Origin of the sequence: Halomonas smyrnensis AAD6 (genome assembly GCF_000265245.1) — a bacterium.
GTDB classification, from domain to species: domain Bacteria; phylum Pseudomonadota; class Gammaproteobacteria; order Pseudomonadales; family Halomonadaceae; genus Halomonas; species Halomonas smyrnensis.
Map to the genome: position 1 here is coordinate 1 of NZ_AJKS02000004.1, position 17,468 is coordinate 17,468.

Consider the following 17,468-nt stretch of genomic DNA (forward strand, 5'->3'; position numbering starts at 1 on the left):
CCGCTTGAGCATGCGATGCAGACCAGAAACCCAAAAACCCAGGGATTGAGGGAACTCACGCGCCACGACGAGCAGATCATCCAGGCCGAGGCGCAGGAATTCGCGCGCCGCGATCAGCACCTCTTCCTGTTCGGAAGTGAGCGTGGCCAGCAGGTTGTGACGCGTGTGCGGTCGGTCCTGGACATCGTCACGGTACCGCCAGCGCCGGATGGTCGAGACGGCGACGCCGTACTGGCGTGCTAGCTCGCTGTCGCTGATGCTGGAAGGCGCTGCCTGGATCTCGGCCCGGATCTTCGGAGTGGTGGTCGCCTGTTTATGTAGCTTGATGTCCATATCCTTGCTCCCGGATGAACTGGTGAAGAAGCTCCTTGGCGGCCAGCAAAGGATAACTTCTATAGCTCATCTGATCATCCGGGACCCTACATGTATCCGAGTGCGGATTTTAATTGGAAGAGGAAAAGAAAAACCTTAGTTTCTAAATCTGGCGTGTCTACCAATTCCACCACATCCGCACGGGTCAGGCAGGCGTCCATATTTTACGGACGCCTTGCGGCAAGTCAATCGTCGTCGGGCAACTCCAGGTGATCGGCGGCCGCGGCGGCGCGGGCGTCCGGGGTGTCGGCGTCCAGGCGCGGCACGATGCCGAGGCAGGGCGCGTTCAGGGTGCGCTCCAGGGTGGCCAGGTTGTCGCGATAGCAGACCTCGTCGGCAGAGAAGTCGGGGTCGATCAGGTTGCCCACCCAGCCGGCCACGCGCAGGCCGTCGGCGCTGATCGCCTCGGCGCTGAGGCGGGCATGGTTCAGGCAGCCGAGCTTGAGCCCCACCACCAGGATCACCGGCAGCTCGAGGCGCAGCGCAAGCCCGGCGAGGTCCTCCTCATCGTTGAGCGGCACGCGCCAGCCGCCGGCGCCCTCTATCAGCGTCAGCCCGCGCGCCTCGGCCAGCGGGCCGGCGGCGTGGTCGGCCAGGGCATCGACGGTCGGCCGCTCGCCGACCTGCTTGGCGGCCAGGTGCGGGGCGATGGGCGGCGCATAGGTGTAGGGGTTGATGACGGCGTAGGGGGTGGCCGGCTCGCTCTGGGCCTGCAGGGTCAGGGCGTCGATGTTGCGTAGCCCCTCGGTGGTGGCCTCGCAGCCGGAGGCCACGGGCTTGAGCCCGAGGGTGGTCAGCCCGCGGCGGCGGGCACGGGCCAGCAGGCCGCTGGCGACGAGGGTCTTGCCGGCGTCGGTGTCGGTGCCGGTCACGAAGTAGGCGGTCATCTCAGCGTTCCAGGTCGAGCGTCAGAAGGTGGTAGGAGACGGGCAGGCCGTCCTCGGTGCGAAGCGCCTCATAGCGGCGGGCGGCGCGGGCGACGTCGGTGCGCGAGAGCCTAGCGCCGTCGCGGGCCACCTGGGCGCCCACGCCCTTGATCGAGGCCATCACCGCGGAGAGGTCGGGATAGTGGAAGCGTTCGATGCGCTCCGTGACCTCGCCCCGGCGGAAGCCGGCCTCGTGGGCGGCGCGGCGATGGTGGCCGGCGTCGCGGAAGTCGAGCAGGGCGCCGGGGCGCTGCCAGGCCTGGCCGACCTCGGAAAGCGTGCCCGGCGCCAGGGTGTTGATCAGCGCGCGACCGCCGGGGCGTATCACCCGGGCGAGTTCGGCCAGCACCGTCCCCAGGTCCGGGCACCACTGGATCGCCAGGTTGGAGACCGCCAGGTCGAGGCGGCCACTCGGCAGCGGCAGGTCGGCGGCGTCGGCGCACAGCCAGTCGATGCCCTCGCCGTGGCGGCATCGGGCCTCGGTGAGCATGCCCGGCGCCAGGTCGAGGCCGTGGATCGTGGCGCCATCGCCATAGCGACGCGCGAGCTCGGCGGTCAGGTCGCCGGGGCCGCAGCCCAGGTCCAGCACGGCGCCGGCGCGGTCGGGCAGCCGCGCGATCAGTCGCTCGGCCATGGCCTGCTGGGCCCGGGCGCGTTCGTGATAGTGCGGCGCGGCCCTTGAGAAGGCGTGGGCGACCCGGGCGCGCCAGTCGCGATTCCCGTGGTCGTTGTGCTCGTCCCCGGGGCGGGCGTCGACGGCGTGACTTGCCTGGGCGGTCATGGCGTGGGCTCCAGGGCGGCCCCGGCGATCGTCGTGCGCTCGGGCGTCTCGGCGATGGCGGTCAGCGCGCGGGCGAGCCGTGTCGGCTGGCTGATCAGCGGGCAGTGGCCGGCCTCGGGCAGTCGCAGGTCGGCCCGCTCGCGCACCGAGGGGGCCAGCAGCGGGTCGGCCTCGCCGGCCAGGCGATGCACCGGGCAGGGCGGCGAGGCGAGGCGCTCGGTGTTGTCGAGCTCGCCGAGCTGGGCGAGCCCCGCGGCCAGGGTCGCGGTGTCGGCGCTGGCGTCATCGCCGAGCAGGGCGATGAGTCTTTGATGCGCGGACCGGGGCGACGGCTCGCCGCCGAGCTGCCAGCGCAGGAAGTGGGCGTGGGTGCCCGCCGGGTCGCGCCGGAAGGCCTTGCGAAACTGGGCCAGGGCGGCGCGGCTGACGCCTTCGGGATGCGGGAAGCGCTCGCCCATGCCGAGCAGGACCAGGGCGCGGGGCGCCGGCAGCCGCTCGAGCAGGGCGCCGGCCAGCAGGCCGCCCAGCGACCAGCCGACCCAGACGGCGTCGCTCGGCAACTCACCGGCCATGGCCTCGGCCAGTTCGTCCAGCGAGGCGGGATCCTCGAGCGCCTCGCGCTCGCCATATCCCGGCCAGTCCGGTGCGGTGATCGCAAGCCCGCTCGGCCAGTGGCCGTCGAGGGCCTGCCAGAGCCGCGCGTCGCAGCCCCAGCCGCTGAGCAGCACCAGCTTCCGGTTTGCCGATTTGCTCATGGGCCTTCCTCCCGCCGGCAGGCGGCCAGCCCGTCGAGCAGGGCGTCCAGGGCGTCGTCGTCGTGGGCGGCGGAGAGCGTGATGCGCAGCCGCGCCTCGCCTTTCGGCACCGTCGGGGCGCGGATGGCGCCGACCCTAAGGCCCGCGTCGCCGAGCCGGGCGGCCCAGCGCAGCGTGCGCTCATTGTCGCCGAGGCGAAGCGGCTGGATCGGCGTGGTCGATTCGTCCAGTTCGAGACCGAGGGTGGCGGCCTCGCGGCGGAAGCGCGCGATGCGCTCATGCAGCCGGGCGCGACGCTCGGGTTCGGCCTCCAGCACGTCGAGGGCGGCCAGGGTCGCCGCCGCCACGCCGGGCGGCTGGGCGGTGGTATAGACGTAGGGCCGGGCGAACTGCACGAGATGCTCGATCAGCGCCTCGTTGCCGGCCACGAAGGCGCCGGCGCTGCCGAGCGCCTTGCCCAGGGTGCCGACCAGCACCGGCACGTCGTCGACGCCATGGGCCCGGCCGGCGCAGCCGTCGCCGGCCTCGCCGAGCACGCCCAGGCCGTGGGCATCGTCGATCATCAGCCAGGCGTCGTGGCGGCGGGCGGTGGCGGAAAGCCCCGCCACGTTGGCCACGTCGCCGTCCATGCTGAACACGCCGTCGCTGACCACCAGCGCCGGGGCCCCGCTCGGGGCGCGGGCCAGCAGCCGCTCGAGGTCATCGAGGTCGCGGTGGTGGAAGCGCCGCGAGGGGGCGCCGGCGAGCCGGGCGCCGTCGATCAGCGAGGCGTGATTGAGACGATCCTGGAAGACCGGCGTGTGGCGATCGCACAGCGCCTGCAGCACGCCCAGGTTGGCCATGTAGCCGGTGGAGAACAGCAGCGCCCGGGGGCGGCCGGTGAGCGCGGCGAGGCGCCGCTCCAGCGCCTCGTGGATCTCCTGATGGCCGCACACCAGATGCGAGGCCCGGCCGCCGGCGCCGAAGCGCCGCGCGCCCTCGGCCTGGGCCTCGGCGAGGCGCGGGTCGCGGGCCAGGCCGAGGTAGTCGTTGCCGGCGAAGTCGAGCCGGCCGTCCCCGCCCCTACGGTGGGCCGGGCGCGCCACAGCCCCTCGGCGCGACGGGCCTCGGCCCGCTCGGCCAGGCGACGCGACCAGGTCTCGGCCATGGGGTCAGGCTCCGGTGGCGTCGTAGAACATCGCGTCGTCCTGGCGCTCGCGCATGGCGGCTTCCAGGGCGGCCTCGGTCTTCTCGTCGTCGGCGCAGGTCTCGCGCTGCTCCGGGTGCAGGCCGAGCTTGTCGAACAGCGCCCGGTCGCGTTCGACCTGGGGGTTGCCGGTGGTCAGCAGGGTGTCGCCGTAGAAGATCGAGTTGGCACCGGCCAGGAAGGCCATGGCCTGGGTGGACTCGTCCATCTGCTCGCGGCCGGCGGACAGGCGCACGTGGCTCTTCGGCATCAGGATGCGGGCCACGGCGATGGCGCGGATGAACTCCAACGGGTCCAGGTCCTCGGCGTTCTCCATCGGGGTGCCCGGCACCTTGACCAGCATGTTGATCGGCACGGATTCGGGATGCGGTTCCAGGCGCACCAGCTGCTGGAGCAGGGCGGCGCGGTCGCGGGGCGCCTCGCCCATGCCCAGGATGCCGCCGGAGCAGACCTTCATGCCCGCCTCGCGCACGTTGGAAAGCGTCTCCAGGCGATCGGCGTAGGTGCGGGTGGTGATGATCTCGCCATAGTAGCCCGGCGAGGTGTCGAGGTTGTGGTTGTAGTAGTCGAGCCCGGCCTCGGACAGGCGCTTGGCCTGATCGACGTCGACCATGCCCAGGGTCATGCAGGTCTCGAGCCCCAGCGCCTTGACCTGGCTGACCATCTCCATCACCACCTCGAGGTCCTTCTCCCGCGGGCTGCGCCAGGCGGCGCCCATGCAGAAGCGGCTGGCGCCGGCCTCCTTGGCGGCCTTGGCCTGGTTCACCACCTTCTCGATCTCGAGCAGCTTCTCCTTGCCGAGCCCGGTGTTGTAGTGGCCGGACTGCGGGCAGTACTTGCAGTCTTCCGGGCAGGCGCCGGTCTTGATCGACAGCAGGGTGGAGACCTGCACGGCGTTGGGATCGAAGTGTGCGCGGTGGACCTGCTGGGCGCGGAACATCAGGTCGTTGAAGGGCAGCGCGAACAGCGCCTCGATCTCCTCGAGGGACCAGTCGTGGCGAAGGTCCGGACGGCTGGCTAGGGTCAGATCAACCGGGGCGTTGTCGTGGGGCTGGGCAGGCATGAGGGGCTCGCTTATGGTCAACTTGGCACGAATACGTGAGTTGACCGATAGGGTACGGAGGCAGGTCGGCATGTCAACCTTGTGGCGTCATGAGGTTGACGACTGGCTGCGTCTCGCATTGCCGGGCCGCTGCGCCTTCTGCCTGGCGGCCTGCGCGCCCGGCCGCCCCTGGTGCGGTGACTGCCACGCGGCGCTGCCCTGGAATCGCGTGGCCTGCCCGGTCTGCGCCGAGCCGCTCCCGGGCACTGTCACCCCGCGCCCCTGCGGCCACTGCCTGCGTCGGCCGCCGGCCTACCTTCGCGCCCGGGTGCCGCTGCGCTACGAGGGCGAGGTGGCGGGGCTGATGCAGCGCTTCAAGTTCCATGCCTCGCCACGGGCTGGCACGCTGCTGCTGACGCTGCTGGAGGAAGGGCTGGAAGAAGGGCTGGAGGAAGGGATGAAAGCGGGCCAGGCCGGCATCGCGCCGCCCCAGGCGCTGATCGCCGTGCCGCTGCATCCGCGACGCGCCCGGGAGCGCGGCTTCGATCAGGGCCGCTGGCTGGCCGAACGGCTGGCGGCGAGGCTCGAGGTGCCGCTCATCCCGGCCCGGCGCAAGAAGGATACGCCGAGCCAGCGGGGCCTCGACCGGCGAGGGCGGCGGGGCAACCTGCGCGGCGCCTTCGAGGTGCCCCGGGCGCTGCCGGCGCGGGTGGTGCTGCTCGATGACGTCATGACCACCGGCGCCACCCTCGACGCCCTGGCCCGGGCCTGTCGCCGGGCGGGCGCCGAGGAGATCGAGGCCTGGGCCATCGCGAGAACGCCGCGGGAAACGCCGTGAATCGGCGTCTAGGGCGAGGTGGCGATCAGCGAGCCGCCGGCGGCCATGAACAGGCCGCCGGTGGCGCGATGAAAGCCCCTGGCCCGGCCGGGATGGCGGAACCACTGGCCGAGGCCCGAACCCATGGCGGCGTAGAGCCACATCAGGCTGAGGTCGACCGCCGCCCAGGTGGCGGCGAGGATGGCGAACTGCGACAGCTGGGGCACGCCCACGTCGATGAAGTTGGGGAACAGGGCGGCGAAGAACAGCAGGTCCTTGGGGTTGCTGATGCCGACCAGGAAGCCCTGGCGGAACAGGCGGAGGCCGGAGGTGGTCGCGAGCGGGGGCGCCGCGTCGGTGTCCGGGGCGTCCAGCGGCGAGTCGTCGCCGGAGCGCCGCCAGGCCTGAAGGCCGAGGATCACGAGATAGGCGCCGCCGGCGAGCTTCAGCACGTGGAAGGCGGTCTCCGAGGCGGCCAGGATGGCGCCGAGGCCCAGCGACGACAGCACCATCAGGGCCAGCGAGGCCAGGGTGCCGCCGCACACGGTGGCCGCGGCGCGGCGGCGGCCGAAGCGCAGGCCGTGGCTGGTGCAGAGCAGGGCCACCGGGCCGGGGAAGATGATCAAAGCGACGATCACGCCGAGATAGGTGATCCAGGTCAGCAGTTCCATGGCGTGCCTCCGGCTGGGGTGTCCAAGACGTGCATCGGTCACCGTGCCGATGAAGGCACGAGCATAGGGCAGTCGCGGGGGCGATTTCTAGCCGCTTTCTCCATCGGCGGTATCCGTGGCGATGGGCGCCGGGGCAGGCGGTAGAGGCGGGGGCTGTCGACGGATCCGCCCCGAGGAGCCGTGTGGGGGATGGCTTTGTTACCATGGCGTTTTGCCTGTGACGAGAACGCCCATGACCGATGCGATTCATCCCTTTGCTCGCCTCGAGCCCGCGCGGGTCGTGGCGGCGGTGGAGTCCCTGGGCTTCTGGCTGCCGGGCGAGCCCTTCGCGCTCAACAGCTACGAGAACCGGGTCTACCTGGTGCATGACGACGAGCGCCGCCGCTGGGTGGTCAAGTTCTATCGCCCGAACCGCTGGAGCGACTCCCGGATCCAGGAGGAGCACGACTTCCTGGCCGAGCTCGAGGCGGCCGGGGTGACGGTGGCCGCCCCCTGGCGCGATGATGCGGGGGCGAGCCTGCATCGCCACGACGACTTCCGCTTCTCGCTGTTTCCCCATCTGCCCGGCCAGGCGCCGGAGCTGGACAATCCCGAGCACCTGTTCGCCCTCGGCGAGACCATCGGCGCCGTGCACGCGGTGGGCGAGCGCCGGGCCTTCGTGCATCGCCGCCACCTGGCGCCGCGGGCGATGGCCGAGGAGGCCGCCGAGGCGGTGCTGGCCAGCCGCTGGCTGACGGATCATCAGCGCCCGGCCTACGAGCGCATCAGCCGGGGCCTGATCGAGGCGCTCGGCGCCCGGGAGTGGCCGGCGCGACAGCTGCGGGTCCAGGGCGACTGCCACCTGGGCAACATGCTGGGCCGCGACGAGCACTTCGCGCTGGTGGACTTCGACGACTGCCTGATGGCGCCGGCGGTGCAGGACCTGTGGATGCTGCTCACCGCCGAGGACGAGGGCGAGCGCCAGATGCAGCTCTCCGAGGTGATCGAGGGCTACGAGCAGCACCGCGACTTCGATCGCGGCGAGCTGGCGCTGGTGGAGCCGCTGCGCGCGCTGCGGCTGATGCGCCACAGCGCCTGGCTGGTGGCGCGCTGGGAGGATCCGGCCTTCCCGCAGGCGTTTCCGTGGCTGGCGGACGCCGGCTACTGGGACGCTCACCTGCGCGAGCTCGAGCAGCAGCGGCTGAAGCTGGACGGCACGGCCCGCTGGCTGTCCTGAGCCGCGCCCGGGCGACGCGCAGCGGCGGTTACGGCCGGCCGGCGGTTTCGTCGGCGTCGTGCTGGCGGCGGCGGGCGTTGATCTCCGCGGACGGATTCGCCTGCTGCTCCAGGCTCAGCGGCCGGGTCAGCGTCAGCACGAAGACGTCATCCGGCGTCAGCCGGCAGCGGCCGTCCGCACAGGCGTCGAGGCCGAAGGCGCCGTCCTCGTCGTAGGCGCCGGCGGTGAGCCCGCCGCTGTAGATGGCGCTGTCGGCGCCGGCGGTCTCGACGCAGGTCAGGGCGCTGGCGGTCAGCCGCAGTCGCTCGCCGTCGCGCCGGGCATTGCCGGTGACGACGCAGTAATCGGGGAGGCGGTGGCTGCCCCGTTCGCTCTGCACCGGATGCATCACCACGTTGTCGCGGCTCGGGGTCTCGGCGTCGAGGGCCAGGTCATCGACCAGGGCCATGGCCACCCGGGCATCGGCGGGCAGGGAGAGGGTGTCGCCCAGGGCCAGGCTCGGCAGGGCCAGGGCGGTCGCCATCAGCAGAATCGTCGGCTTGAACATGTCGGTGCTCGGCAGGCAGCGGGTCGAGTGTCGCGGTGGGCTCAACTCTATCACAGCCGCCGGCGGCACCCAGTCGGACCGGTGCGACATGGCGTCGCCGTCATGCGGCCGCGAGGCCGCCGCGGCACTGCGTCGAGCGGCGCCTTGCGCTAGAATGACGCTTTCCCTGATCCGCTAATTGTACAAGAAGCGGTTTTTTAATAAGTTATGTATAAGGTGTGGCCGGGCCATCGCCGACGCACCACTATCACGACTCTGCATGGGGCCTGACCATGACCGAACAGCTCGCCAAGCACTACCGCCAGATCATCGAGGGACTGGGGGAGGACCCCGAACGGGAGGGGCTCCGTGACACCCCCAAGCGGGCCGCCAAGGCCATGCAGTTCCTCAACCATGGCTATCAGCAGTCGCTGGAGGAGATCGTCAACGGCGCGGTCTTCGCCTCCGAGACCGACGAGATGGTGCTGGTGAAGGACATCGAGCTGTACTCGATGTGCGAGCACCACCTGCTGCCGTTCATCGGCAAGTGCCACATCGCCTACCTGCCCCAGGGCAAGGTGCTGGGCCTGTCCAAGTTCGCCCGTATCGTGGACATGTATGCCCGTCGCATGCAGATTCAGGAGAACCTGACCCGCCAGATCGCCGAGGCGGTACAGCAGGTCACCAACGCCCGCGGCGTGGCGGTGGTGGTCGAGGCCCGCCATATGTGCATGATGATGCGCGGCGTCGAGAAACAGAATTCCAGCATGACCTCCTCGGTGATGCTCGGTGCCTTCCGCGAGCACCAGAGCACGCGCCAGGAGTTCCTGACCCTGGTTCAAGGCCGCTGAGGCCGCTAAGGAGAGCGACATGTCACTGCACGCGCTGGGCGACGAGCACCTCGATCACGATCTGGCGACGATCCGCATCAAGGATCTGCGCCTGAGGACCCATATCGGTATCAAGGAAGAGGAGATCCAGAATCGCCAGGACGTGGTGATCAACATGGTGATCCGTTATCGCGCCGACAAGGCGGTGGCCTTCAACCACATCGAGCAGGCGCTGAACTATCGCACCATCACCAAGCAGGTGATCGCCCACGTGGAGGACAATCGCTTCCAGCTGCTGGAACGCATGACCCGCGAGGTGCTCGACCTGGTGATGAGCGATGAGCAGGTGCTGGCGGCGCAGGTCGAGATCGACAAGCCCCATGCGCTGCGCTTCTCTGATTCGGTCTCGATCACGCTCTCCGACTCCCGCGAGGCGCGTCGCCCGGCCTGACTCCGCGGCCGCGCCGGGGCGGCAGGGTTGAATGACGCTCATGGATGAGCGGTTGGCGTGTCGGGGGGCTTGCGCTTAGCATGAGATGCATCCCCGCAAGGCCGCACCCCAGGAGTCAAACATGGAAGCCCTGAAGGAAACCCAGCTCTATTGCCCGTTCGCCTATATCGACGGCAGCTGGGTCGCCGCCGACAGCGGCGAGCAGATCGATGTGATCAACCCGGCCACCGGCGAATCGATGGGCGACGTGCCGAGGCTCGGCCGCGCCGAGACTGAACGCGCCATCGCCGCCGCCGATGCGGCCCTGCCGGCCTGGCGCGCCCTCACCGCCCAGGAACGGGCCGATATCCTGATGAAATGGCACGACCTGATGCTCGAGCATCAGGACGACCTGGCCATGATCATGACCTTCGAGCAGGGCAAGCCGCTCAAGGAAGCCGCCGGCGAGATCGCCTACGCGGCGAGCTTCCTGCGCTGGTTCGCCGAGGAGGCCCGCCGGGTCTACGGCGAGACCATTCCCGCCGCCCAGGCCCAGCAGCGCATCCTGGTCACCAAGCAGCCGATCGGCGTGGTCGGCGCCATCACGCCGTGGAACTTTCCGGCGGCGATGATCACCCGCAAGGCCGGCGCCGCGCTGGCCGCGGGCTGTACCTTCGTGGTCAAGCCGGCCAGCCAGACACCCTTCTCCGCCACCGCGCTGGCGCTGTTGGCCGAGCGCGCCGGCGTGCCGCGCGGCGTGTTCAACGTGGTGCCCGGGCGCGCCTCGGAGATCGCCGCGGCGCTGACCGAGTCCCCGCTGGTGCGCAAGATCACCTTCACCGGCTCCACCGAGGTGGGGCGCGAGCTGATGAGCCAGGCCTCGCGCCACGTGCAGAAGATCTCGCTGGAGCTCGGCGGCAACGCGCCCTTCATCGTGTTCGAGGACGCCGACCTGGACGCCGCCGTGGAAGGCGCCATGGCCGCCAAGTTCCGCAACGCCGGTCAGACCTGCGTGTGCACCAACCGCTTCCTGGTGCAGTCCAGCGTGGTCAATGCCTTCTGCGAGAAGCTGGCGGTGGCCATGAACAGCGAGCTGAAGGTGGGCAACGGCAGCGACGAGGGCGTCAACATCGGCCCGCTGATCGACGACCGCGCGGTGGAGAAGGTCTCCGAGCACGTTCAGGACGCCGTGGATCATGGCGCCGAGCTGCTGCTGGGCGGCCATCCGCACCCGTTGGGCGGCAACTTCTTCACCCCGACGCTGATCAACGCCGCCAACGGCAGCATGAAGGTCGCCACCGAGGAGACCTTCGGCCCGCTGGCCGCGGTGTTCCCGTTCGATGACGAGCAGGACGCCGTGGCCATGGCCAATGACACCGAGTTCGGCCTGGCCTCCTACTTCTATTCCCGCGACCTGGCCCGCGTATGGCGCGTCTCCGAGGCGCTGGAGTACGGCATGGTCGGCATCAACACCGGGCTGATCTCCAACGCCGCGGCGCCCTTCGGTGGGGTCAAGGCCTCCGGCCTCGGCCGCGAGGGCGGCCATCAGGGCATCGAGGAGTTCCTCGAGACCAAGTATCTGTGTATTGATCTGGGCGCCTAAGCGCCGAGCTACAAGCGCCGAGCTACGAGAAAACCCCGAAGGCCCTGGCCTTCGGGGTTTCTTTTACTTCGGGCGGTTTCATGCTGCTGACTTGCAGCTTGCAGCTTGCAGCTTGCAGCTTGCAGCTTGCAGCTTGCAGCTTGCAGCTTGCAGCTTGCAGCTTGCAGCTTGCAGCTTGCAGCTTGCAGCTTGCAGCTTGCAGCTTGCAGCTTGCAGCTTGCAGCTTGCAGCTTGCAGCTCAGTGGCGGAAGTGGCGCATGCCGGTGAAGACCATGGCGATGCCGGCCTCGTTGGCGGCGTCGATCACTTCCTGATCGCGCATGGAGCCGCCGGGCTGGATCACCGCGGTGATGCCGGCCTTGGCGGCGGCGTCGATGCCGTCGCGGAACGGGAAGAAGGCGTCGCTGGCCATCACCGAGCCGGGCACGGAGAGGCCCTCGTCGGCGGCCTTGATGCCGGCGATCTTGGCCGAGTAGACGCGGCTCATCTGGCCGGCGCCCACGCCGATGGTCTGGCCGTCCTTGACGTAGACGATGGCGTTGGACTTGACGTACTTGCCGACCTTCCAGGCGAAGGCCAGATCACGCATCTCCTGCTCCGAGGGCACGCGCTCGGTGACCACGGTCAGCTCGTCGCGGCCGACCATGCCCAGGTCGCGGTCCTGGACCAGCAGGCCGCCGGTGACGCGCTTGAGGTCGTGGGCGTGTTCGCGCTCGCCGGGCCAGTGCGCGGAGATGTCGAGCAGGCGCACGTTCTTCTTCTCGGCGACGATCTCGCGGGCCGCGTCCTCGACCCCGGGGGCGATGATCACCTCGACGAACTGGCGGTCGATGATGGCGCGGGCGGTCTCGGTGTCGAGCGCGCGGTTGAAGGCGATGATGCCGCCGAAGGCGCTGGTCGGGTCGGTGGCGTAGGCCTTGTCGTAGGCCTCGAGCTGGCTGGCGCCGACGGCCACGCCGCAGGGGTTGGCGTGCTTGACGATCACGCAGGCGGTGTCGGTGAAGCTCTTCACGCACTCCAGCGCGGAGTCGGTATCGGCCACGTTGTTGAACGACAGCGGCTTGCCCTGCAGGGTCTCGGCGGTGGAGACGCTCGGTTCCTGGCAGTTCGGCTCGACGTAGAAGGCCGCGGACTGGTGCGGGTTCTCGCCGTAGCGCATGGACTGCTTCTTGTGGAACTGCAGGTTGTAGGTGCGCGGGAAGCCGTCCTCGCCGCCCTCGACGCGCTGGCCGAGGTAGTCGGCGATGGCGGCGTCGTAGCCGGCGGTGTGTTCGAAGGCCTTGACCGCCAGGTCGAAGCGGGTGGCCTGCTGCATGCCGCCCCGGGCGACTTCCTCGAGCACGCGGCCGTAGTCGCCGGCGTCGACCACGATGGTGGTGTAGGCGTGATTCTTGGCGCAGGAGCGGACCATGGTCGGGCCGCCGATGTCGATGTTCTCGATGGCGTCCTCGAGGGTGCAATCCGGGCGCGCCACGGTGGCCGAGAACGGATACAGGTTGACCACCACCATGTCGATCGGCGCGATGTCGTGCTCGGCCATCACCGCGTCGTCCTGGCCGCGACGACCGAGGATGCCGCCGTGGATCTTCGGATGCAGGGTCTTGACGCGGCCGTCCATGATCTCGGGGAAGCCGGTGTGCTCGGAGACCTCGGTGACCGGAATGCCGTTCTCCTGCAGCAGGCGGAAGGTGCCGCCGGTGGAGAGCAGCTCGACGCCCTGGTCGCTGAGGCCGCGGGCGAAGTCGACGATGCCGGTCTTGTCGGACACGCTGATCAGGGCGCGACGGACCGGAGTGGAAGAGGCTTGGGACATGAAGGTCACTCTGTTGGGCGTTGAGGGAACAAAACGCAAGCGAGGGCGCTCGATGGCGCCCTCGCGGGGAGTCAGATCAGCCCGTAGTGCTTGAGCTTCTTGCGCAGGGTGCCGCGGTTGAGGCCGAGCATCTCGGCGGCGCGGGTCTGGTTGCCCTGGGCGTTCTCGAGCACCGAGGCCAGCAGCGGCGCCTCGACCTCGGCCATCACCATGGCGTGAAGGTCGGTGACGTCGCCGCCGTCGAGGTGGTCGAAGTAGCGTCGCATGGCGGCGTCGACGGCCTCGCGCAGGGGCATGTCGCCGTGGGGGCTCAGCGCGCTGCCGTCGGCCTCGTCGAGGCGACGGGAGGCTCGGGCGTCCAGCTCGGTCAGCGCGGAATTCTGGTCAAGGGCTTGGCTGCTGGTCATGCGGCACAGGTTCCATCCGGCGTCATGGCCCGGGCGACACGGTGCGGCGCCGTGACGGGGTCATGACGAAAGAGTTCGTCGATGAAGCGGCACTGGGCAGCGGCACTGTCCAGGCCATTGAAGGTGGCGCGCAGGGCGCGTCGTCCGTCGTCGTCGAGGCGCACATCGCCGGCCAGGTACCAGCCGAGATGCTTGCGGGCGATGCGCACGCCCATGTGCTCACCGTAGAAGTCGTGCAGGGCCACCAGGTGGCCGTGGAGCACCGCCGCGCGCTCGGCGTCGTCGGGCGCCGCGAGGCGCTGGCCGTGCCGCAGGTAGTGGTCGATCTCGCGAAAGATCCAGGGGTTGCCCTGGGCACCGCGGCCGACCATCACCGCATCCGCTCCAGTATAGTCGAGGACGTGGCGGGCCTTCTCCGGCGAATCGACATCGCCGTTGGCGAAGATCGGCAGGCTCACCGCGGCCTTGATGGCGGCGATGGTGTCGTACTCGGCCTCGCCGCCGTAGCGCTGCTGGCGATGACGGCCGTGCACGGCCAGCGCCTGGATGCCGGCGTCCTCGGCCAGCTTGGCCACCCGCACGCCGTTGTTGCTGTCGGCGCACCAGCCGGTGCGGATCTTCAGCGTCACCGGCACGTCCACCGCGGCGACCACCGATTCGAGGATCTCGGCCACCAGGGCCTCGTCGCGCAGCAGAGCGGAGCCGGCGGCCTTGTTGCAGACCTTCTTCGCCGGGCAGCCCATGTTGATGTCGATGATCTCGGCGCCCATCTCGGCGTTGAGTCGCGCCGCCTCGGCGAGCATCTCGGCGTCGCCGCCGGCGATCTGCACGGCGCGGGGGCCGGGTTCGCCGCGATGGTCCATGCGCAGGCGCGACTTGCGGGTGTGCCACAGGTTCGGGTCCGAGGTCACCATCTCGCCCACCACCAGGCCCGCGCCCAGCCGCCGGCAGAGCGCGCGGAAGGGACGGTCGGTGACGCCGGCCATGGGGGCCAGGATCACCCGGTTCGGCAACGCATGAGCGCCGATGCGAGGCAGGGGGCGTGAATCGGGCATGGTCGAGATCGATGGTTCGAAGGGGGGACATATCATACGCCCCCCGATGGCCTGGGTGAAGGAGCAACGTGCGGCAGGGCGTCGCCCTGCACACGGTGGTCGGCGCCGGACGCGGCGGCGACGGTGCGGTCAGCCCTCGGCGGCGCGCCGTCCGGTGAGGCGCACCCAGCCCTCACGCACCTCGGGCTCGTCCATGATCAGGCCGCGTGCCTCGTAGGCCTCGCGCACCTCGTCGGCCTGGGCCTCGAGAATGCCGGACAGCGCCAGGCGGCCGCCCGGCGTCACGCGCCCGGCGATCTCGCCGGACAGCTCGACCAGCGGGCCGGCCAGGATGTTGGCGATCACCACCGGGAAGCGCGCTGTGGCGTCGAGCTGCTCCGGATAGTGGAGCGAGAAGTCGTCTTCCTCGACGCCGTTGCGCTCGGCGTTGTCGCGGCTGGCGGCAAGCGCCTGGGGGTCGATGTCGGTGCCCCGAGCCGAGCTCGCGCCGAGCTTGAGCGCGGCGATGGCCAGGATGCCGGAGCCGCAGCCCACGTCCAGTACCTCGCGGCCGTCGAGCTCGCCGGCCACGGCCAGGCCGTCGAGCCAGGAAAGGCACAGCGCCGTGGTGGGGTGGGTGCCGGTGCCGAAGGCCAGGCCGGGATCGAGATGCAGGTTGACCGCCTGAGGGTCCGGCGCCTCGTGCCAGCTCGGCACGATCCACAGCTTCTGGCCCATCTGCAGGGGCGCGAAGTCGTCCATCCAGGCGCGCTCCCAGTCGCGATCGTCGAGCAGTTCATGCTCGATCTCGGGACAGGGCTCGCCGGGCATGGCCTCGGACCAAGCGCCGGCCAGGCGCTCGAGCATCGCGGGCAGGCCCTCGAGGTCGTCGTAGAGGCCGGTCAGCACCGTTTCGTCCCACAGCGGCGTGGTGCCGCGCTCGGGTTCGAACAGCGGGTCGTCCTGGGCGTCCTGGAGGGTGATGGCGGTGGCGCCTTCGTCCAGCAGCAGTTCCTCGAGCAGGTCGGCCTGCTCGGGGGCGATGCGGGCCTTGAGTTGCAGCCAGGGCATGGAAACTCCCGGGAATCGAGTGGTGAAACGACGGCGGGGCGGCCAAGCCGCCCCGCTGCCGGAGGAGTGCCGACCGGGCTCAGAGGCCCAGCTTCTTCTCCAGGTAGTGGATGTTGACGCCGCCCTGCTGGAAATAGCCGTCGCGGACCAGATCCTTGTGCAGGTCGGTGTTGGTCTTGATGCCTTCGACCAGCAGCTCGTCCAGGGCGTTGCGCATGCGGGTCAGCGCCGTCTCGCGGTCGACGCCCCAGGTGATCAGCTTGCCGATCAGGGAGTCGTAATGCGGCGGCACCGAGTAGCCGGTGTAGACGTGGGAGTCCATGCGCACCCCGATGCCACCCGGCGGGTGGTAGAGGGTGACCTTGCCCGGGGAGGGCATGAAGGTCCTGGCATCCTCGGCGTTGATGCGGCACTCGAAGGCGTGGCCGCTGAGCTCGATCTCGTCCTGGCTCACGGACAGCGGCAGGCCGGAGGCGATGCGCAGCTGTTCGCGGACGATGTCGACGCCGGTGACCATCTCGGTGACCGGGTGCTCGACCTGCACGCGGGTGTTCATCTCGATGAAGAAGAACTGGCCGTTCTCGTACAGGAACTCGAAGGTGCCGGCGCCGCGGTAGCCGATCTCGATGCAGGCATCGGTGCAGGCCTTGAGCACCTGGGCGCGGGCGTCCGGGTCGAGGCCCGGGGCCGGGGCTTCCTCGAGCACCTTCTGGTGACGGCGCTGCAGCGAGCAGTCGCGGTCATAGAGGTGGACGGCATTGCCCTGGCCGTCGGCCAGTACCTGCACCTCGACGTGGCGCGGGTTCTCGAGGAACTTCTCCATGTAGACGGTGCCGTCGCCGAAGGCCGAGTGGGCCTCGGTGCGGGTCACGGTCACCGCGGAGAGCAGGTGGCCCTCGGTGTGCACCACGCGCATGCCGCGTCCGCCGCCGCCGGCGGCCGCCTTGATGATCACCGGATAGCCGATGCGGCGAGCGGTGGCGAGGATCTCGCCTTCGTCGTCGCCCAGCGGGCCGTTGGAGCCCGGTACGGTGGGCACGCCGGCCTTCTTCATGGCCTCGATGGCGCTGACCTTGTCGCCCATCAGGCGAATGGTCTCGGCGCGGGGGCCGATGAAGGTGAAGCCGGAGCGTTCCACCTGCTCGGCGAAGTCGGCGTTCTCGGAGAGGAAGCCGTAGCCGGGGTGGATGGCGCTCGAGTCGGTGACCTCGGCGGCGCTGATCAGCGCCGGGATGTTGAGGTAGGACTGCGCGGAGGAGGCCGGGCCGATACACACGGCCTCGTCGGCCAGGCGCACGTGCATCAGGTCGCGGTCGGCCTTGGAGTGGACCGCGACCGTGCGAATGCCGAGCTCCTTGCAGGCACGCAGGATACGCAGAGCGATCTCGCCGCGATTGGCGATGAGAACCTTGTCCAGCATGATGGGGTCCGCCAATGTGGGTGAAGGGATCAGGAGATGACGACCATCGGCTGCTCGAATTCGACCGGCTCGCCGTCGTCGACCAGGAAGGCCTCGATGACGCCGTCACGATCGGCCTCGATCTGGTTCATCATCTTCATCGCCTCGACGATGCAGATGGTTTCCCCCTTCTTGACGCTCTGGCCGACTTCGGCGAACGGCTTGGCGCCCGGGGCCGGGGCGCGGTAGAAGGTGCCGACCATCGGCGACAGCACTTCCTGGCCCTGGTAGGACGGGCCCTGTTCGACGGCGGGCTCGGCGGCAGCGGCCGGCGCCTGCGGCGCCGGAGCGGCGGGCTGAGCCGGAGCGCCTGCCGGCCAGGCGGGAGCGGCCGGCTGCGGGTAGGCGGTGCCGTTCGGGTGACGGCTGATGCGCACAGACTCTTCGCCTTCCTGGATCTCGATCTCGCTGATGTTCGACTCTTCCAGCAGCTCGATCAGCTTCTTGACCTTGCGAATATCCATATGACGTCGTCTCAATGGTGAGTTCGGGATAACGGCCGTCGCAGTCAACCTTGGCTAACTTGCTA

Annotated in this window: 18 protein-coding genes and 1 pseudogene; 5 read left to right on the forward strand and 14 right to left on the reverse strand. The window is 69.8% G+C overall.

All coding sequences use genetic code 11. The annotated features are described in order from the left end of the window. The 6 genes and pseudogenes from UYS_RS0205625 to bioB all read right to left on the reverse strand — a co-directional run. Window positions 1-333 (reverse strand): annotated as a pseudogene (locus UYS_RS0205625) (IS481 family transposase); the annotation flags it as partial. Between the two features lie 224 nt (window positions 334-557). Then, window positions 558-1,259 carry a dethiobiotin synthase gene (gene bioD, locus UYS_RS0205630; RefSeq protein WP_016854526.1) on the reverse strand — a complete coding sequence of 234 codons (702 nt, stop codon included), beginning with the start codon at window positions 1,257-1,259 and terminating at the stop codon, window positions 558-560. Window position 1,260: 1 nt separating this feature from the next. After that, the gene (locus UYS_RS0205635) at window positions 1,261-2,079 is read right to left on the reverse strand and encodes a malonyl-ACP O-methyltransferase (RefSeq protein WP_016854527.1); all 819 of its coding nucleotides are present in this window, start codon (window positions 2,077-2,079) and stop codon (window positions 1,261-1,263) included. Continuing rightward, the gene (locus UYS_RS0205640) at window positions 2,076-2,834 is read right to left on the reverse strand and encodes an alpha/beta fold hydrolase (RefSeq protein WP_016854528.1); all 759 of its coding nucleotides are present in this window, start codon (window positions 2,832-2,834) and stop codon (window positions 2,076-2,078) included. Before UYS_RS0205640 ends, UYS_RS0205635 begins: the two co-directional genes overlap by 4 nt. After that, window positions 2,831-3,919, reverse strand: coding sequence for an 8-amino-7-oxononanoate synthase (gene bioF, locus UYS_RS16965; RefSeq protein WP_016854529.1), 1,089 nt, complete (start codon window positions 3,917-3,919; stop codon window positions 2,831-2,833). The genes UYS_RS0205640 and bioF overlap by 4 nt, the downstream gene beginning before the upstream one ends. Before the next feature lie 66 nt (window positions 3,920-3,985). Continuing rightward, window positions 3,986-5,083, reverse strand: coding sequence for a biotin synthase BioB (bioB, locus tag UYS_RS0205650; protein WP_016854530.1), 1,098 nt, complete (start codon window positions 5,081-5,083; stop codon window positions 3,986-3,988). Window positions 5,084-5,153: 70 nt separating this feature from the next. Between bioB and UYS_RS0205655 the strand changes: the two genes are divergently transcribed. Beyond that, window positions 5,154-5,900, forward strand: coding sequence for a ComF family protein (locus UYS_RS0205655; RefSeq protein ID WP_040478029.1), 747 nt, complete (start codon window positions 5,154-5,156; stop codon window positions 5,898-5,900). 8 nt (window positions 5,901-5,908) lie between these two features. On the opposite strand, the gene UYS_RS0205660 is transcribed toward UYS_RS0205655, so the two are convergent. Further along, window positions 5,909-6,550: a LysE family translocator gene (locus UYS_RS0205660; protein ID WP_016854532.1), complete on the reverse strand. Its 642-nt coding sequence runs from the start codon at window positions 6,548-6,550 to the stop codon at window positions 5,909-5,911. Window positions 6,551-6,782: 232 nt separating this feature from the next. On the opposite strand from UYS_RS0205660, the gene UYS_RS0205665 reads away from it, so the two are divergent. Then, on the forward strand, window positions 6,783-7,766 hold the full coding sequence (locus tag UYS_RS0205665) for a serine/threonine protein kinase (RefSeq protein WP_016854533.1): 984 nt from the start codon (window positions 6,783-6,785) through the stop codon (window positions 7,764-7,766). 28 nt (window positions 7,767-7,794) lie between these two features. Here the strand turns inward: UYS_RS0205665 and UYS_RS0205670 are convergent, their stop codons facing one another. Continuing rightward, on the reverse strand, window positions 7,795-8,313 hold the full coding sequence (locus tag UYS_RS0205670; RefSeq protein ID WP_016854534.1) for a hypothetical protein: 519 nt from the start codon (window positions 8,311-8,313) through the stop codon (window positions 7,795-7,797). Window positions 8,314-8,585: 272 nt separating this feature from the next. On the opposite strand from UYS_RS0205670, the gene folE reads away from it, so the two are divergent. The 3 genes from folE to UYS_RS0205685 all read left to right on the forward strand — a co-directional run bounded on the left by folE (window position 8,586) and on the right by UYS_RS0205685 (window position 11,155). Then, window positions 8,586-9,143: a GTP cyclohydrolase I FolE gene (gene folE, locus UYS_RS0205675; protein ID WP_016854535.1), complete on the forward strand. Its 558-nt coding sequence runs from the start codon at window positions 8,586-8,588 to the stop codon at window positions 9,141-9,143. 19 nt (window positions 9,144-9,162) lie between these two features. Next, the gene (folX, locus tag UYS_RS0205680) at window positions 9,163-9,573 is read left to right on the forward strand and encodes a dihydroneopterin triphosphate 2'-epimerase (RefSeq protein ID WP_016854536.1); all 411 of its coding nucleotides are present in this window, start codon (window positions 9,163-9,165) and stop codon (window positions 9,571-9,573) included. 121 nt (window positions 9,574-9,694) lie between these two features. Then, window positions 9,695-11,155, forward strand: a complete 1,461-nt coding sequence (locus tag UYS_RS0205685; protein WP_016854537.1) for an NAD-dependent succinate-semialdehyde dehydrogenase — start codon at window positions 9,695-9,697, stop codon at window positions 11,153-11,155. A gap of 238 nt (window positions 11,156-11,393) precedes the next feature. Here the strand turns inward: UYS_RS0205685 and purH are convergent, their stop codons facing one another. The 6 genes from purH to accB all read right to left on the reverse strand — a co-directional run bounded on the left by purH (window position 11,394) and on the right by accB (window position 17,403). Continuing rightward, on the reverse strand, window positions 11,394-12,968 hold the full coding sequence (purH, locus tag UYS_RS0205690; RefSeq protein WP_016854538.1) for a bifunctional phosphoribosylaminoimidazolecarboxamide formyltransferase/IMP cyclohydrolase: 1,575 nt from the start codon (window positions 12,966-12,968) through the stop codon (window positions 11,394-11,396). Between the two features lie 71 nt (window positions 12,969-13,039). Continuing rightward, window positions 13,040-13,375, reverse strand: coding sequence for a DNA-binding transcriptional regulator Fis (fis, locus tag UYS_RS0205695; protein ID WP_016854539.1), 336 nt, complete (start codon window positions 13,373-13,375; stop codon window positions 13,040-13,042). After that, the gene (gene dusB, locus UYS_RS16970) at window positions 13,372-14,430 is read right to left on the reverse strand and encodes a tRNA dihydrouridine synthase DusB (RefSeq protein WP_016854540.1); all 1,059 of its coding nucleotides are present in this window, start codon (window positions 14,428-14,430) and stop codon (window positions 13,372-13,374) included. Before dusB ends, fis begins: the two co-directional genes overlap by 4 nt. A gap of 129 nt (window positions 14,431-14,559) precedes the next feature. Beyond that, a complete protein-coding gene (gene prmA, locus UYS_RS0205705) occupies window positions 14,560-15,480 on the reverse strand; it encodes a 50S ribosomal protein L11 methyltransferase (RefSeq protein WP_016854541.1) in 921 nt (306 codons plus the stop codon). Between the two features lie 79 nt (window positions 15,481-15,559). After that, window positions 15,560-16,900 carry an acetyl-CoA carboxylase biotin carboxylase subunit gene (accC, locus tag UYS_RS0205710; RefSeq protein ID WP_016854542.1) on the reverse strand — a complete coding sequence of 447 codons (1,341 nt, stop codon included), beginning with the start codon at window positions 16,898-16,900 and terminating at the stop codon, window positions 15,560-15,562. 29 nt (window positions 16,901-16,929) lie between these two features. Then, complete coding sequence (accB, locus tag UYS_RS0205715) at window positions 16,930-17,403, reverse strand: acetyl-CoA carboxylase biotin carboxyl carrier protein (RefSeq protein ID WP_016854543.1); 474 nt, start codon at window positions 17,401-17,403, stop codon at window positions 16,930-16,932. Window positions 17,404-17,468: the final 65 nt, after the last annotated feature.

What these genes read in the sequence shown, in the direction of transcription:
- fis (WP_016854539.1), bottom strand. Translation starts at nt 13,375, where the DNA reads ATGACCAGCAGCCAAGCCCTTGACCAGAATTCCGCGCTGACCGAGCTG.
- folX (WP_016854536.1), top strand. Translation starts at nt 9,163, where the DNA reads ATGTCACTGCACGCGCTGGGCGACGAGCACCTCGATCACGATCTGGCG.
- UYS_RS0205685 (WP_016854537.1), top strand. Translation starts at nt 9,695, where the DNA reads ATGGAAGCCCTGAAGGAAACCCAGCTCTATTGCCCGTTCGCCTATATC.
- prmA (WP_016854541.1), bottom strand. Translation starts at nt 15,480, where the DNA reads ATGCCCTGGCTGCAACTCAAGGCCCGCATCGCCCCCGAGCAGGCCGAC.
- UYS_RS0205660 (WP_016854532.1), bottom strand. Translation starts at nt 6,550, where the DNA reads ATGGAACTGCTGACCTGGATCACCTATCTCGGCGTGATCGTCGCTTTG.
- folE (WP_016854535.1), top strand. Translation starts at nt 8,586, where the DNA reads ATGACCGAACAGCTCGCCAAGCACTACCGCCAGATCATCGAGGGACTG.
- bioB (WP_016854530.1), bottom strand. Translation starts at nt 5,083, where the DNA reads ATGCCTGCCCAGCCCCACGACAACGCCCCGGTTGATCTGACCCTAGCC.
- UYS_RS0205655 (WP_040478029.1), top strand. Translation starts at nt 5,154, where the DNA reads ATGTCAACCTTGTGGCGTCATGAGGTTGACGACTGGCTGCGTCTCGCA.
- UYS_RS0205665 (WP_016854533.1), top strand. Translation starts at nt 6,783, where the DNA reads ATGACCGATGCGATTCATCCCTTTGCTCGCCTCGAGCCCGCGCGGGTC.
- accB (WP_016854543.1), bottom strand. Translation starts at nt 17,403, where the DNA reads ATGGATATTCGCAAGGTCAAGAAGCTGATCGAGCTGCTGGAAGAGTCG.
- bioD (WP_016854526.1), bottom strand. Translation starts at nt 1,259, where the DNA reads ATGACCGCCTACTTCGTGACCGGCACCGACACCGACGCCGGCAAGACC.
- dusB (WP_016854540.1), bottom strand. Translation starts at nt 14,430, where the DNA reads ATGCCCGATTCACGCCCCCTGCCTCGCATCGGCGCTCATGCGTTGCCG.
- UYS_RS0205635 (WP_016854527.1), bottom strand. Translation starts at nt 2,079, where the DNA reads ATGACCGCCCAGGCAAGTCACGCCGTCGACGCCCGCCCCGGGGACGAG.
- purH (WP_016854538.1), bottom strand. Translation starts at nt 12,968, where the DNA reads ATGTCCCAAGCCTCTTCCACTCCGGTCCGTCGCGCCCTGATCAGCGTG.
- UYS_RS0205670 (WP_016854534.1), bottom strand. Translation starts at nt 8,313, where the DNA reads ATGTTCAAGCCGACGATTCTGCTGATGGCGACCGCCCTGGCCCTGCCG.
- accC (WP_016854542.1), bottom strand. Translation starts at nt 16,900, where the DNA reads ATGCTGGACAAGGTTCTCATCGCCAATCGCGGCGAGATCGCTCTGCGT.
- UYS_RS0205640 (WP_016854528.1), bottom strand. Translation starts at nt 2,834, where the DNA reads ATGAGCAAATCGGCAAACCGGAAGCTGGTGCTGCTCAGCGGCTGGGGC.